The 15,291-nt window shown below is 68.1% G+C and carries 13 protein-coding genes and 1 pseudogene; 11 read left to right on the top strand and 3 right to left on the bottom strand.

Translation table 11 applies throughout. From position 1 onward, the window contains the following. Nucleotides 1-196: 196 nt before the first annotated feature. Together NM2_RS40235 and mgrA are read left to right on the top strand one after the other, a co-directional pair. Nucleotides 197-2,473: a molybdopterin guanine dinucleotide-containing S/N-oxide reductase gene (locus tag NM2_RS40235; protein ID WP_067681026.1), complete on the top strand. Its 2,277-nt coding sequence runs from the start codon at nt 197-199 to the stop codon at nt 2,471-2,473. 75 nt (nt 2,474-2,548) lie between these two features. Beyond that, nucleotides 2,549-3,592, top strand: coding sequence for an L-glyceraldehyde 3-phosphate reductase (mgrA, locus tag NM2_RS40230; protein WP_067681023.1), 1,044 nt, complete (start codon nt 2,549-2,551; stop codon nt 3,590-3,592). A gap of 233 nt (nt 3,593-3,825) precedes the next feature. On the opposite strand, the gene NM2_RS40225 is transcribed toward mgrA, so the two are convergent. Next, nucleotides 3,826-4,791, bottom strand: a complete 966-nt coding sequence (locus NM2_RS40225) for a threonine/serine dehydratase (RefSeq protein ID WP_067681020.1) — start codon at nt 4,789-4,791, stop codon at nt 3,826-3,828. A gap of 250 nt (nt 4,792-5,041) precedes the next feature. Here NM2_RS40225 and NM2_RS40220 point away from each other — a divergent pair, with 250 nt between their 5' ends. Together NM2_RS40220 and NM2_RS40215 are read left to right on the top strand one after the other, a co-directional pair. Beyond that, on the top strand, nt 5,042-5,758 hold the full coding sequence (locus NM2_RS40220) for an oxygen-binding di-iron domain-containing protein (RefSeq protein WP_067681017.1): 717 nt from the start codon (nt 5,042-5,044) through the stop codon (nt 5,756-5,758). 170 nt (nt 5,759-5,928) lie between these two features. After that, nucleotides 5,929-8,938, top strand: a pseudogene (locus tag NM2_RS40215) (Tn3 family transposase). 27 nt (nt 8,939-8,965) lie between these two features. On the opposite strand, the gene NM2_RS40210 reads toward NM2_RS40215, so the two are convergent. Continuing rightward, nucleotides 8,966-9,859, bottom strand: coding sequence for a helix-turn-helix transcriptional regulator (locus NM2_RS40210; protein ID WP_067681062.1), 894 nt, complete (start codon nt 9,857-9,859; stop codon nt 8,966-8,968). A 101-nt stretch (nt 9,860-9,960) separates the two neighbouring features. Between NM2_RS40210 and NM2_RS40205 the strand changes: the two genes are divergently transcribed. The 7 genes from NM2_RS40205 to NM2_RS40180 all read left to right on the top strand — a co-directional run bounded on the left by NM2_RS40205 (nt 9,961) and on the right by NM2_RS40180 (nt 14,574). Beyond that, nucleotides 9,961-11,364, top strand: coding sequence for an MFS transporter (locus NM2_RS40205; protein ID WP_218026089.1), 1,404 nt, complete (start codon nt 9,961-9,963; stop codon nt 11,362-11,364). Beyond that, nucleotides 11,361-11,777 (top strand): DUF2255 family protein, encoded by a 417-nt coding sequence (locus tag NM2_RS40200; protein WP_067681014.1) that lies wholly within the window; start codon nt 11,361-11,363, stop codon nt 11,775-11,777. The genes NM2_RS40205 and NM2_RS40200 overlap by 4 nt, the downstream gene beginning before the upstream one ends. Continuing rightward, complete coding sequence (locus NM2_RS40195; protein WP_067681011.1) at nt 11,774-12,103, top strand: carboxymuconolactone decarboxylase family protein; 330 nt, start codon at nt 11,774-11,776, stop codon at nt 12,101-12,103. The genes NM2_RS40200 and NM2_RS40195 overlap by 4 nt, the downstream gene beginning before the upstream one ends. A 38-nt stretch (nt 12,104-12,141) precedes the next feature. Further along, a complete protein-coding gene (locus NM2_RS40190; protein ID WP_067681056.1) occupies nt 12,142-12,579 on the top strand; it encodes a cupin domain-containing protein in 438 nt (145 codons plus the stop codon). Then, complete coding sequence (locus NM2_RS40185; protein ID WP_067681005.1) at nt 12,576-13,433, top strand: aldo/keto reductase; 858 nt, start codon at nt 12,576-12,578, stop codon at nt 13,431-13,433. The genes NM2_RS40190 and NM2_RS40185 overlap by 4 nt, the downstream gene beginning before the upstream one ends. A gap of 47 nt (nt 13,434-13,480) precedes the next feature. Beyond that, nucleotides 13,481-13,672, top strand: a complete 192-nt coding sequence (locus NM2_RS52190; protein WP_245718463.1) for a hypothetical protein — start codon at nt 13,481-13,483, stop codon at nt 13,670-13,672. 137 nt (nt 13,673-13,809) lie between these two features. Beyond that, nucleotides 13,810-14,574: a tyrosine-type recombinase/integrase gene (locus NM2_RS40180; protein WP_245718462.1), complete on the top strand. Its 765-nt coding sequence runs from the start codon at nt 13,810-13,812 to the stop codon at nt 14,572-14,574. A gap of 7 nt (nt 14,575-14,581) precedes the next feature. Here the strand turns inward: NM2_RS40180 and NM2_RS40175 are convergent, their stop codons facing one another. Further along, nucleotides 14,582-15,262, bottom strand: coding sequence for a TetR/AcrR family transcriptional regulator (locus NM2_RS40175; RefSeq protein ID WP_067681002.1), 681 nt, complete (start codon nt 15,260-15,262; stop codon nt 14,582-14,584). Nucleotides 15,263-15,291 lie beyond the last annotated feature (29 nt).

Below are 15,291 nucleotides of genomic sequence, written 5' to 3'. Positions count from 1 at the left end.
GCGGCCAGGGCGTGGCGTCGGGTGAGCGGGCGCATCGGACTCCTCGGCGTCGAGTGGTGCGGATGGTCGGGCTGAACGCTAGCCGGGACGTCGGCGCGCACTGGTCGGACGCTCCGGAGCGCTGGCCATTGTTCGCCGAACATGGGCGCATGTCCAGTTGTCGGAATTTGTCGGTGGCGCGGGCTACCGTGGTGCCATGACCACGCATCTGACCCACTGGGGAGCGTTCGAGGCGGTCAGCGATGGCGAGCGGCTGACGCGGGTGCGGCCTTGGCATGGTGATCCCGAGCCGATGCCGTTGATCGAGAATGTCGCTTCGGCGCAACATCATCCGACGCGGATATCCCAGCCGTATGTGCGTCGCGGATGGCTCGAGCGGGGGCCGGGCGCGTCGGGGCGAGGGGTGGATCCGTATGTGCCGGTGTCGTGGGAGCGGGTGACGGATCTGCTGGCGGCCGAATTGCGCCGGGTGTACGGCGAATTCGGGCCCGAGGCGGTCTACGGCGGGTCGTACGGGTGGGCGAGTGCCGGGCGGTTCCATCATGCGCAGAGTCAGGTGCACCGGTTCCTGAACTGCCTCGGCGGGTTCGTGCGGCACGTGAACAGCTACAGCATGGGCACTTCGACGGTGCTGCTGCCGTATGTGCTCAGCAATCTGTATTGGCTACTGCAGCACGGTACTTCGAAGTCCGTGCTGGCCCAGCGCACGGAGTTGGTGGTCGCGTTCGGCGGGTTGTCGCCGAAGAATTCGGCGGTCACACCCGGGGGTGTGTCACGTCATCGCGGTCGCGGCTGGATCGCCGAGGCGCGGGAGCGAGGGTGCCGGTTCGTCTCGATCAGCCCGCTGCGCGACGACATCCCGGACGAGGCGAGGGCCGAGTGGATCGCCCCGCGCCCCGGCAGCGATGCGGCGCTGATGTTGGCGCTGGCGCAGGTGCTGGATGCGGAGGGCCTTGCCGATACCGATTTCCTGGATCGGTACACGGTCGGTTTCGATCGGTTCGCCGGGTATCTGCGCGGTACCGACGACGGTGTGGTGAAGGATCCGGAGTGGGCCGCGGCGATCACCGGGGTGTCGGCGGGGCGGATTCGGGAACTGGCGCGGGAGATGGTGGCCGCGCGGACGTTCGTCACGGTGAGCTGGTCGTTGCAGCGGGCCGAGCACGGTGAGCAGCCGGTGTGGCTGGGTGTGGTGCTCGCGGCGATGCTCGGGCAGATCGGTGTGCCGGGCGGCGGATTCGGGCACGGTTACGGATCCACCAGCAGTGTCGGCGAGCCCGCCCGCAAGCTGTCGGTGCCCAGGTTGCCGCAGGGCGAGAATCCGGTGCGGACCTTCATCCCGGTCGCCCGGGTGGCCGATATGCTGCTGAATCCCGGTGCGGAGTACGACTACGACGGCCGGCGGCTGGTGTATCCGGATATCCGGCTCGTCTACTGGTGTGGCGGCAATCCGTTCCATCACCATCAGAATCTGGCCCGGCTGCGGGAGGCGTTCGCTCGTCCGGAGACGATCGTGGTGCACGATCCGTTCTGGACGAGCACCGCGCGTCACGCCGATATCGTGCTGCCCTCGACGATGTCGGTCGAGCGGGACGATTACGGGGCGGGCGACAACGATCGCATGTTCTTCCCGATGCCCGCGCTGACCCGCCCGCACGGCCGGGCGCGTGACGACTATTCGATTCTGGCGGACGTGGCCGAAAAGCTAGGCGTCGGTAAGGAATTCACGGAGGGACGTACGGCCGTGGAGTGGCTTCGGCACCTGTACGACCAGTGGCATGCCGGGTTGGGCGAGGCCGGTGTCCCGGGTTTCGAGGAGTTCTGGGCGGGGGGCGGGGTCGAGTTGGCGGTCACCGAGGCCGATCAGGTGGTTTTCGCCGATTTCCGGTCCGATCCCGAGGCGCATCCGCTGAGCACGCCGAGCGGGCGGATCGAGATCTTCTCCGAGACCATCGAGGGTTTCGGCTATGCGGACTGTCCGGGGCATCCGGTCTGGATCGAACCCGAGGAGTGGCTGGGAAGTATTGCAGCACAGCGTTTTCCGTTGCAGCTGGTCGCGAATCAGCCGCGGACGAAGTTGCACAGCCAGCTCGATGTCGGCGCGCACAGCCAATCGGTGAAGGTGGCCGGGCGGGAACCGGTGCGGCTGCATCCGGACGAGGCCGCCGCGCGTGGCCTGGCCGCGGGTGATGTGGTGCGCATCTTCAACGATCGCGGTAGCTGCCTGGCCGGTCTGGTCGTCTCCGATGCGGTGGAGCCGGGGATCGCGCAGCTGTCCACGGGCGCGTGGTACGACCCGGATCCGGCGGATCCGAGTTTCTGCCGGCACGGCAATCCGAATGTGCTCACCGCCGATCGGCCGTCCTCGATGCTGAGCCAGGGCTGTACCGGGCAGTTGAGCTTGGTGGAGATCGAGCCGTATCGGGAGTCGCTGCCGGAGTTGTCGGTCAGCGTCCCGCCACCCACCGTGTGAGCCGCAGGGCGGGTGCCGTCTGCCGCTGTGCAGATCTCGTGTTTGAATCACTGAACCGACCGTGAGAGGACTTCGATGACCTACAGTGCCGATCCCACCCGCTACGACGGGGCCATGCAGTACCGGCGTACGGGCCGCTCGGGCCTGGATCTGCCGGTGCTCTCGCTGGGTTTCTGGCACAACTTCGGTGATGATCGGCCGTTCGCGGTTCAGCGTGAGATCGCCTTGCGCGCATTCGATCTGGGGATAACGCATTTCGATCTGGCGAACAACTACGGTCCGCCGTACGGGGCGGCGGAGATCAATGCGGGGCGGCTGCTGCGGGAGGATCTGGCGGCGTACCGCGACGAGCTGATCGTGTCGACCAAGGCCGGGTGGGACATGTGGCCCGGACCGTACGGGCAGGGCGGCGGTTCGCGCAAATACGTGCTTGCCTCGCTGGATCAGTCGTTGTCCCGGCTCGGTCTGGACTATGTCGACGTCTTCTATTCGCATCGGTTCGATCCGAGCACGCCGCTGGAGGAGACCGCGGCGGCGCTGGATACCGCTGTGCGGCAGGGGAAGGCGCTGTATGTCGGGATCTCCTCTTATGACGCTGAGCATTCGGCCCGGATGGCGGGGATCCTGCGGGAGCTGGGCACTCCGCTGCTGATTCATCAGCCGTCGTATTCGATGCTGAACCGGTGGATCGAGACCGAGGGTCTGCTCGATACCGCGGCGGCGGAGGGGTTCGGGATCATCGGATTCACCGCGCTGGCGCAGGGGCTGCTGACCTCGCGGTATCTGGACGGAATTCCGGCGGGATCGCGTGCGACGCAGGGCAAGTCGTTCCAGAGCGAGTTGCTGACCGAGTCGATGATCGCGCGATTGCGCGCGCTGGACGCGATCGCCGCGCGGCGCGGTCAGAAACTCGCGCAGCTGGCGCTGGTGTGGGCGTTGCGGGATCCGCGGGTGACCTCGCTGGTGATCGGGGCGTCCTCGGTCGAGCAACTCGAGCAGAACGTCGCGGCGCTGGGTAACCGGGAGTTGAGCGCGGCGGAGCTCGTCGAGATCGACGCGCTGCTGGACGAGGATGGCGCGGTGGATCTGTGGCATGACGCGCGTGCGGGGACATTGTGAATCAGGTTGCTGCCAGCGGGTTTTCGATTCACCGGCGGTGAATCCGCACCGCCGGTGATATCGGCGGTCCGGGCGCGGCGGTTGCCGGCGCCCGCCGCACGTCCGGGTGCTGGGCGCGCGTCGATCGCTCCGCGGCGGCTGGTCCGGCGTCGATCGTGACGAGCCGCGGATTGCGTGTATCGCCAGTCGAATTCGATATCCGGGGCGTGGTGGACGAGGGCCGGTGCTGCTGGTCAGCGGTCGGGTGTGTCCAGGTCCGCGAGGCCGGTGTTCGCGCCGCACAGGATGACGCACACGGTTTCGTCGGGATCGGGAATGTACGCGCGGCTGGTGAGTGCGGCCATGGCGGTGGCGCCGCCGTGTTCGACCGCGAGGCGGCGGTCGTCCCACAGGTGTGTGCGGGCGGCGGTGATGGCCTCGTCGGAGACTAGCAGAGCGCGGGTGTCGCAGGCCGCGGCGGCGGTGAGCGCCAGCGGGGTGGCGGTGCGTGCGCCCAGGGAGTCCGCGGCGATCGAGTTCACCGGGACCGGGACGGGCTGCCCGGCCTCGAGGGCGGCGTGCAGCGCGCGGCAGTTCTCCGGTTCGACCGCGATCACTCGCATTCCGTAATGTGCTGCGGCGGTGGCGATTCCGGCGTACAAGCCGCCTCCGCCGACCGCGACCAGCGCGGTGTCCACGCTCGGCAGCTGAGCATGGATCTCCCGCATGAGCGTTCCGGCTCCGGCCGCGATGAGCGGGTTGTCGTAGGCGTGGGATTGCAGTGCGCCGCTGTCGGCGGCGAATTGCGCGCAGGCTTCGGCGGCGTCGGCGTAGCTGTCGCCGATCTGTTTCACCCGCGCACCGTAGGCGACGAGCCGGGCGACCTTCACCGCGGGGGCGTTGGCGGGGACGAACACCGTTGCGGTGATGTCGTGTCGCCGTGCGGCCCAGGCGCATGCGAGTCCGGCGTTGCCACCGGAGGCGATGGTGACTCCGGCTTCGGGCAGGGTGCGGTCCTCGAGGTGGGCGGCCAGGAAGTTCGCGGCTCCGCGTGCCTTGAACGTGCCGGTGTGCTGCAGGAATTCCAGTGCCAGCCACAGTGATCGACCGGAGTCCGTAGGGGATTCGGCCGGGGCGAGGGTGATCGGGCGGGTGTGCCCGTGGATGCGCCGGGCGGCGGCCTCGATGTCGTCGTAGCCGAGGTGATCAGTGGTGTCCATAGCGCTCCTGCCTGGTCGTCGAGTGGTCGGCGGTGGTGATTCCCCGGGCAATGCCTGTCAGCGTGGTGTGCGTCCGTGCTCCGGCGTGGGGCGTCCGTGACGGGTTGGCACGACCAGTCGTGTCCCGCGCATCGTATGCCGAGGCGAGGCCGGATATGTACCTCCGGAACGGTTCCGGCGCCCGGGTGCGGCGGGTACGCTGCCAGAATCCGATGATTATGGGGGTCGGCAGCAAAAGGGGTGGTGAGTCGTGCAGACCAAGACCGATGAGATCGCTGATCGAATCTATCGTTTCTCCACCTTCGTTCCCGAGGTCGGGCCCAGCGGGTTCACCTTCAACCAGTTCTTCGTCGATGCCGAGGAACCGCTGCTGTTCCACACCGGTATGCGGTGGCTGTTCCCGCAGGTGTCCGCGGCGATCGCGCGGATCCGGCCGGTGGAGCAGCTGCGCTGGATCACCTTCGGTCACGTGGAGGCCGACGAGCTCGGGGCGATGAACTCGTTCCTCGCGGCCGCGCCGCAGTCGCAGGTGGCGCACGGGGTGCTCGGGTGCGAGGTGTCCCTGGACGATATGGCCGATCGGCTGCCGCGGCGGCTGGCCGACGGTGAGGTGATCGACCTGGGCGACCGGCAGGTTCAGCATCTGGACACGCCGCACGCACCGCACAACTGGGAGTCACGGGTGCTGTACGAGCAGACCACCGGCGTGCTGTTCTGCGGTGACCTGATGACGCAACTGGGCGACGGTCCCGCGCTCACCGAGGCTGACCTGGTGGGGCCGGCCTCGGTCGCCGAGGACGTATTCCATCAGACCTCGCTGGGCCCCGCGGTGCCCGCCGCGCTGCATCGGCTGGTGCAACTGCGGCCGACCACCTTGGCGATCATGCACGGGTCGAGTTTCACCGGGGATTGCGAACGAGCATTGAGCGACCTGGCGACCGTGTACGAGGATCGGCTGAACCACTGAGTTCCGCGGTGGGCGCAATGGTAGGGGTTCCGGTAGTAATCGCCGAAAAACCAACGGATATGCGTAGTCGGTAACCGATCGCTGGTGAGGCTCGGTTCGGCCTGCGGTGATGGCTGATTGCTGGTTGGCTTGGCTCCCAACGCTATTGGCTGGTGTGGGAGGTCGGGTTCGTGGCGACGCGGGTGTTCGCGGATGAGGAGTTGGCGCGTCTGCGGGAGTTCCCGGAGATCGGTCGTGAGGAGCTGTTCCGGTTCTTCACGCTCTCGCCTGCGGATCTGGCGTTCGTCGATCCCGGTCGCGGCCGTGGTCCGGCCGATCGGCTCGGGATCGCGGTCGCGTTGTGCACGTTGCCGTGGCTGGGATTCGTGCCCGATCGTGTGGTGACCGCCCCACCGGTCGCGGTAGCGCGCGCCCGGCTGAGCAGTTGCGGGTCGACGGTACTGAGATCCGTTCCTATGGTCGCCGCGCCCAGACCCGCACCGACCACCTGCGGCTGGTCGCCCAGTACCTCGGGTGGCGGGCTGCGGGTGCGCTCGAACTCAAGGAGCTCGACGAGTTCCTGCTCGCGCGGGCGATGGAACACGACTCCCCAACCCTGCTGTTCCGGTTGGGATGTGAGTACCTGATTTCGGCGCGGGTGATCCGGCCCGGCCCGGTGAGCATGGTCGAACGCATCGCCCACGCCCGTGAGCAGGCCCAGCGCGAAACCTACGACCGCCTGGCGCACGAGTTCACTCCGGCGCGTTGTGCGGAGTTGGATGCGCTGCTGGTCACCGATGCCTCGCTGGGGGTGTCGCGGTTGCGGTGGCTGGCGACCGGGCCGGTCGAAGCTTCGGCGGCCGCGGTGTGCGCCGAGGTCGACAAACTGGCGTTCCTGCGTGGCCTGGGCGCGGATCGGCTGGATATGTCGGTGCTGCCCGCCGAGCGCCGCCGGTTCCTGGCGACGATGGGGCGCCGGTTGACCCCACAGGCTCTGGAGCGCCGCGATCCGCAGCGGCGGTATCCGATCCTGCTCACGGTGTTGGCGCAGTCCGGTACCGACGTGCTCGATGAGGTCGTGGCGTTGTTCGATCAGGCGATCTCGGCGAAGGTCGGTGCCGCCGAACGCCGGATGCAGCAGGAACTGGCCGAGCGCGGCAAGAGCGCCAGGCCCTGCTCGACGACCTGTTGGCCATCGTCACCGATCCTGCGGTGGCCGATGCGGAGATCGGTGCGCTGATCCGCGACGATGCGATCGGGTGGGAGCGGTTGCGGGCGGCGATCGCGCAGGCCAAACCCCGGTTGCCGCGTGATCACGGGCATCTGGCCGCGCTGGATTCCTCCTACAATTACCTGCGCGAGTTCACTCCCGCGGTGCTCGCCACGGTCGGTTTCGCCGGCGGCACCGCCGCGTCCGAGCTGCTGATCGCGGTCGCGATGCTGCGCGAGCTCAACGCCACCGGCCGGCGGAAGGTGTTCGATGAGGCCCCGACCGGGTTCGTGCCCGCGAAGTGGCGCGGCTACCTCGATCAAGCCCGCAAATCAGGCAGCGCGACGGCGTATCGGCACTACTGGGAGCTGTGCGTGCTGCTGGGCCTGCGGGATGGGCTACGCAGCGGGGACGTGTTCGTGCCCGGCTCACGCCGCTATGCCGACCCGGCCGCCTACCTGCTCACCGGCGAGCAGTGGGCTCCGCAACGCGACGAGTTCTGCCGCCTGGTCGGCCGTTCGGGCGATCCGGGCGTCGCCCTGGCCGCTGTGGTCGAGGAACTGCACACCGCAGTCGGTGAACTCGAGACCGTGCTCGCCGACGGTGAGGGGCCGGTGCGCCTGGACGGGGATTCCGGGGATCTGGTCATCTCGCCGTTGACCGCTGAGGATGTTCCGGCCGAGGCGGTCTCGCTCAAGGCCGAGCTGACCGAGATGCCGCCGTTCGCGCCTATCGTGTCGTTGCTGATCGAGCTGGACAAGCGGACCGGCTACCTGGACTGCTTCACCCACGCGGGCGGACAGGCCACCCGTACGCCGGAGTTGAAGCGCAACCTGATCGCGGTGCTGCTCGCGCACTCGACCAACCTCGGGTTGACCAGGATGGCCGAGGCCAGCGGCATCTCCTACGACATCTTGTCCTGGACCGACGAATGGTATGTGCGCGAGGAAACCCTGCGCACGGCCAACCTGGTGCTCATCGATTACCACCAGCGGCTCCCGCTGACCCCGGTGTTCGGCGCCGGGACGCTGTCGTCGAGCGACGGACAGCGTTTCCCCACGGGCGGGAAATCCACGACGGCGCGGCCGATGAGCCGCTACTTCGCCCACGAGGGCCTGTCGACCTACACCCATGTCACCGGCTCCCACGCCACCTACGGCACCAAGGTCATCGTGGCCACCAAACGCGAAGCCCACTACGTGCTCGACGAGATCCTGGGCAACGCCACCGATTTGCCGATCACCGAACACGCCACCGACACCCACGGGGTCACCCTGGTGAATTTCGGGCTGTTCGACCTGCTCGGGATGCAGCTGTCCCCGCGCATCCGGGACCTAGGCCGCATCACCCTGTACCGGCCGGGCCCGCGCGCCGCGTCCGAGGAACGGTTCCCGCACGCTGGCCCGCTGATGACCCGCAAGGCCAACCTCGAGTTGATCGCCGAGCACTGGGACGACCTGCTCAGATTGGCCGGATCGTCGAAATTCGGGCACGCCACCGCGTCCCTGCTGGTCGGCAAGCTGTCCGCCTCCGGACGCCAGAACACCCTGGCCGCGGCACTCGAGGAGTACGGGGCGTTGCGGCGCACAATCTACGCCGCGAAATACCTCTCCGATCCGGACTACCGGCGCAAGATCGCCCGCCAGCTCAACAAGGGCGAATCCCTGCACGCCCTTCGTCGCGACCTGCTGTATGCGCACGAGGGGATGATCCGGGCCCGCCAGCTCGCCGACCAGACCGAGCAAGCGTGGTGCCTGACACTGGCGACCAACGCCGTAATCGCTTGGACCACAGAGTATTACGGGCTCGCTGTGGATCAGATGCGCCGGGCCGGACGCCGGATCGACGACGATGTCCTGGCGCACATCAGTCCGGCGCACAGCGAGAACATCAACTTCTTCGGCGCGATCGAAGTGGACATCGAGGCCGAGCTGGCCCAGCTTGGCCCGACGGGCTACCGGCCGCTGCGGGTGCGCGACACCTTGTTCTGAGCAGCCTTTACCGCGTTGTCGGACCTCTCAATTGCGAGTTGGGTTACGGGCTTCAGGGGTCGTGCCGGTGGCCGAGGTGGTGTGGTCGGTGGCGGCCCAGCTGGCGAGCAGGGCGAGGTTGTCGGCCGATTCGGTGGCGGGTTCGGCGGTATAGGCGGTGAGGATCAGTCCGGGTGCGGCGACGAGTTCCATGGAGTCATAGGCGAGTTCGAGGTGGCCGACGGCGGGGTGGTGGAAGGTTTTGATGCCGCCGCGGTGGATGCGGACGTCGTGGGCGGCCCAGCGGGTGCGGAAGGCTTCGCTGTGGGTGGCCAGTTCGCCGATCAGTGCGGTGAGGTCGGGATCGTCTGGGTTGCGGCCGGTTTCGGCGCGCAGCAGCGCGACCGCGATCGCGAGGGCGCCGTCGTGGTCGGGGTAGAAGTCGCCGGCGCGGGGGTCGAGGAAGTCAAAGCGGGCGATATTGCCGCCGTGGGCGGGATTGTCGAGAACCGGAGAGTAGAGGGCGCGCCCGAGTTGGTTGCTCGCGAGGATGTCCAGGCGGCCGTTGCGGACGAACGCCGCGGTGCCGGTCATGGAGTCCATCACCCGCTGCACACTCGCCGGTACCTGAATCTTGGTGCGGCGGCGAGGGGTGCGCGCGGGTTTGGCGGTGCGGGCGAGGTTGAGCAGGTGCTCGCGCTCGGCCTCGGTGAGCTGCAACGCACGGGCCACCGCGGCGAGGACATCCTCGGAGACGCCGTTGATGTGGCCTTTCTCGAGGCGGATGTACCAGTCGGTGCTAACGCCGGCGAGCACAGCGACTTCTTCGCGGCGCAGCCCCGGCACGCGGCGTCGCCCGCCCGCAGGGAGCCCTACCTGTTCGGGGGTGAGCTTGGCCCGCCGCGTTGCCAGGAAGTCTCTGATCTCGGCTCGGTTGTCCACATCACCCACGGTACGAGGACTGCAGCAGAAAGGGAGGTTGAATCACTACCCCCCATAACGCGCCCTCCCACCCTGGCGCGAACAGCGGTTTCCTGGATGCCGTGACCACTTCCTCCACTCCAGTGCACCCGCCGGTGACACCGGCGCACGCCCACGCACCCGGCCCGGTTTCCGGTGCTGGTCATGCCCGATCGGCACTGGCAGCGGCCGTGTTGGGGTTCTTCGTCGTCACCCTGGACGCGGTCGTGGTGAACGTGACACTGCCCTCGATCCGCGCCGACCTCGGCGGCGGGGTGGCGGGGCTGCAATGGGTGGTCGACGGCTATACCCTGATGTTCGCTGCACTATTGCTGACGGCTGGGTCGGTGAGCGATCGCATCGGTGCCCGCCGCGCGTTCTCGACCGGAACGGTGGTGTTCGTGCTGGCTTCGACCGCATGCGGTCTCGCCCCGGCCCTGCCTGTCCTGGTCGGTGCGCGGTTCGTGCAGGGCGCCGCGGCCGCGGCGATGATGCCCGCCTCGATGGCGCTGATCCGCCAGGCATTCCCCGACTCTGCGGCCCGGGCGCGGGCGGTCGCGCTGTGGGCGATGGGCGGCGCGGTCGCGTCCTCAGCGGGCCCGGTCCTGGGTGGGGTGCTCACCATGGTCGATTGGCGGCTGATCTTCTTCCTCAACGTTCCCGTCGGCGCGCTGGCGTTGTGGCTGGCCTCGCACACGCAGGCGAGTCCGCAGCGGGCGGTGCCGTTCGATCCGGTCGGGCAGCTCACCGGCGTCGTCGCCATGAGCGCGTTGACGTTCGCTGCGATCGAGGCCGGTAGCCACGGGTTCGGCTCGGCCACAGTGCTTTCGGCGTTCGCGCTCGCCGCTGTCGCGCTGGCCGGGTTCGTCACCGCCCAACGGCGGGTGGCGCACCCGATGCTGCCACGGGGCCTGTTCGCCTCCCGCACGGTGGTGATCACGGTGGTCACCGGGTTCGCGTTCATGGTCGGCTACTACGGGCTGCCGTTCGTGATCAGCCTGTTCCTACAACAGCAGCGCGGCCTGTCCGCCCTGCACACCGGCCTGGTCTTCGTGCCGATGATGCTCATCGGCGCCGCGCTGACCCCGTTCTCGACCCGATTCCCCCGCAAACCGACCATCATCACCGGACTCGCCCTGATGGCCGTCGGCCTCGCCGTCCTCGGATTCACCTCCGCGTCGATCCCGCTGTGGGCACTGGCCGCGCTGATGATGCTCGTCGGGCTCGGCGGGCCGACCGTGTCACCACCGGCGACCGCGGTCCTGCTCGACGCCGTTCCCGCCCAGCAGGCCGGGGTCGCGTCCGGAGTGTTCAACACCAGCCGCCAGATCGGCGGCGCGCTCGCCGTCGCCGTGTTCGGCGGACTGCTCACCCACCCCGACACCTTCATCACGGGGGTGCGCACCAGCCTGCTCATCGCCGCCACCGTGCTCGCCACCACCGCGGTTCTAGCACTGTTGCTGCCCTCCACCAAGGAGACCTCATGACCGAAACCACATGGATACCAGCCGATCTCGCCCGCTGGGGTGACACTGAGGAAATCCGGATCAGCACCCGCCGCGCCGACGGGACACTGCGAGGGTTCGTGCCGATCTGGATCGTCGCCGCCGACGGGAGCCTGTATGTGCGCTCCTACCGCGGCACCGACGGCGCCTGGTACCAGCACGCGTGCCGCAATCCCGCAGGCCGCATCCACGCCGATGCCATCGACCAGGATGTCAGGTTCGCCGAGCCCGATCCTGGCGCGCGCACGGCGGTTGATGCCGCCTACCGTGCCAAGTACGCCCGCTACAGCGACAGCTACCTGCGCCCGATGCTCACAGACACCGCCGTCGCGGCCACCCTTCGGCTCGACCCCCGAACCACGACAGCGCAACACCACGAAAGGAAGCAGTCATGACCGAGGAACAGAACACCGGCTGGAAGGGCGGGCAGCGCGCGTTCGGTGACTTCGCGCCCGGCCTGGTCCACTACACCGACAAGGTCCTGTTCGACGAGGTGTGGGAACGCGAGGGCCTGCCCAAACGTGACCGCAGCCTGATCACCGTCGCCGCGCTCACCGCGATGGGCAAAACCGATCAGCTCACCTTCCACCTCGACTACGCCCGCCGCAACGGCGTCACCGAGACGGAGCTGAAAGAAGCGATCACCCACCTCGCCTTCTACACCGGCTGGCCCAACGGCATGAGCGCGATGACCGTCGCCAAACAGGTCTTCGACCACTGAAGAACACGCCATCCAGGATGAACAGAACAGGAGACACCGTGAGCACCAACGGATTCGACCAGATCTTTCCGATCGGGGAGACCAACGACGCCTACGCGCAGTACTTCATCGGCCAGAGCTACAACGCGCCGTTGACCGGTGGGAGCGTTCCCGTCGCCAACATCACCTTCGAGCCCGGCTGCCGCAACAACTGGCACATCCACCACGGCGCGGACGGCGGCGGCGACCAGATCCTGCTGTGCACGGCCGGGTCGGGCTGGTACCAGGCCCACGGCGAGGAACCGGTCAGTATGGAGCCGGGAACGACGATCCGCGTCCCGGCGGGCACCAAGCACTGGCACGGGGCCAAGGCCGACTCGTGGTTCTCCCACCTCGCCTTCATCACCCCGGGCCACAACGTCAGCAACGAATGGCTCGAACCGGTCACCGACGAGGTGTACGGCGAGCTGCCGACGACGAACGGAGACAACGCATGACTATCCTGACCGAGACCTACACCCTGTCCAACGGTGTCGAGATCCCGAAGCTGGGCCTGGGCACCTGGTTCATCGACGACGACTCCGCCGCCGACGCAATCAAGTCGGCGATCGAGATCGGCTACCGCAACATCGACACCGCGCAGGCATACGGCAACGAGCGCGGCGTCGGCGAAGGGGTCCGCGGCGGCGGCATCCCGCGCGAGGACCTGTTCGTGTCCACCAAGCTCGCCGCCGAGATCAAGGACTACGACCGAGCGGTCGCCGCGATCGACGGCTCCCTGGCCACCCTCGGGCTCGACCACATCGACCTGATGCTGATCCACAGTCCCCAGCCGTGGAACGACTTCCGCGGTGGTGACTACACCGAGGGCAACCGCGAGGCATGGCGTGCGCTCGAAAACGCCTACCAGGCCGGCAAACTCCGCTCGATCGGCGTCTCCAACTTCGAGCAGCACGACCTCGACAACATCCTCTCGGCCTGCACCGTCACCCCGCAGGTGAACCAGCTGCTCGTCCACGCGGGGAACACCCCGACCGAGCTGATCGCGTACTGCGAGGACAACAACATCCTCGTCGAGGCGTACTCACCCATCGCCCACGGGGAAATCCTGAACAATCCCGACGTCGCGGCGATGGCCGATCGGTACGGGGTGAGCGTTCCACAGCTGTGCATCCGATACACCCTGCAACTGGGAACCGTCTCACTGCCCAAGACCGCCAACACCGACCACATGCGCAGCAACGCCCAACTCGACTTCGAGATCACCGACAACGACATGGGCGTCCTGCGAAACTTGCGCGCCCGCGACTACGGCGAGCACAGCGTCTTTCCCGTCTACAGCGGCAACTGACCCACCGCAATCACTACCCCGGATAATGGTCTGTTATCCGGGGTATCGTGAGACCCGACCTGCGGCGGACCCGCCGCCGCGCCTACGCGAAGCGACCCCGTTATCCGGGGCAAGTCGGAAACGGGGAACCGATCGCCGCGAAAGTGACCCGGCTGCGCACCGCGCCGACCCGCACCCTGCGCACCGCCGCCGAAGCGTTCCTCGACACGATCGGCCCGGCGAACACCCGCCGCTCCTAAGGCATCGCCATCGTCAAGACCGTCGACCAGATCGACGGCCGCGCCCGGACGGGCTGATCGGGCCCAGCCGCGCCCTGGGCTCGGTCACCGACGCCGAGATCGGCGCCGCACTGGAATCGCTGTGGGGCGCCGCGGCGGTGTGGGGCGCCGCGGCGGTCAACACCTGGAACGCCCGTCGCGCCGCGGTCGGTAAATGGCTGAGCTGGTGCTCCGAGCAGGGCTGGACCGCACCCCAGGTTCCCGTGTCGGCCGGGCGGTCGACGCCGCCGGACTCCGATACTCCGGTCCGCTCTCGGACGGCGATCGATCGACTCATCGGCCGCCGAGAGATCCACGTGCGGGAGAAGACGCTGTGGCGGATGCTGTACGAAACCTGCGCCCGCGCCGAGGAACTGCTCCAGCTCAACATCGAAGACCTCGACCTGGCCGCCCGCAGCGCGCCGGTGAAGCCCAAAAGCGCCAAACCCCGCACCCGTCGGAGGGGCGCCGCGCACCACGAACACGTCCTTGAGACCGTGTACTGGGACGCCGGCACCGCCCGGCTGATCCGCGGCCGAACCTGCGGCCCGGTGTTCGTGGGCCACCGCCGCCCGGGGCCCGGCAAGTACCTCGGCGAGCGTGACGTCTGCCCCGACACCGGACTGGCTCGGCTGTCCTACGACCAAGCCCGCGACCTGCTCGCCACCGCCACCGCCGTCGACGGGACCGGGACCGGCTGGGATCTACACGAACTGCGCCACTCCGGCCTGACCCACCTCGGCGAATCCGGGGCCAGCCTGCTGGAACTGATGGCCAAGTCCCGCCACCGCAAAGCCGAGAACCTGCGCCGCTACTTCAAACCATCCCCGCACGCGATGCGCGAGCTCACCGCGCTACTCGGCCCGGACACCAACCGTCGCTGACCAGCAGCTACGCCATATCCGTTGGTTTTTCGGCGGTTACTACCGGAACCCCTGGTATTGCCGCCGTGCGGTATTCGACGGGCGGATCGGGAACGGGTGATCGCTCCGGCAGTGTCGCGCACGTGGTTCGCATGGTGTCCTGGTACGCGGCCAGTTCATCGAAGACGTGGTCGGCGAGTGTGCGCTCGTCGTCGGCGGCGACCCAGGTCTCGTAGCCGGAGTAGTAGGCGCGTATCGCCGTATCCGCGAGCAGAGCGGCCAGGCGGGTGTCGCCGATCCGGTCTGCCAGCGCTTGTTCGAACGCCGAGGTGATGGCCGAGCGTTTGAAGATCGCGCGTTCGCGCAGTTCCTCGCTCGAGGCGATGATCGGGTCCAAGGTGCGTCCGGTGTCGCGGCGCTGCTGGGTGTGTGTGCTGGACAGCGCGCGCAGGCCCGCGGCGATCAGCTCCGCCGGGGGCGCATCCGCGGGGGCGTCCTGGACGCCGGCTGTCACTAGTGCGACGAGGGCGCCCTGTCCTTGGAAGATGATCTCGCGTTTGTCCGGGAAGAGGCGGAACAGCGTGGTTTTGGTGAGTCCGGCGCGTTCGGCGATCTGGGCTGTGGTCGTCGCGTCGTAACCGTGCTCGGTGAACAGTTCCAGTGCGGCGCGCAGTAGCCTGCCGCGCGCGTCCGGTTCCCAGCGGCCCATACGCACATCCTAAATGATGTGACTCGGTC

The organism is Nocardia miyunensis NBRC 108239, assembly GCF_001613065.1.
GTDB classification, from domain to species: Bacteria; Actinomycetota; Actinomycetes; order Mycobacteriales; family Mycobacteriaceae; genus Nocardia; species Nocardia miyunensis.
This window is presented reverse-complemented; position numbering and strand designations above follow the sequence as displayed.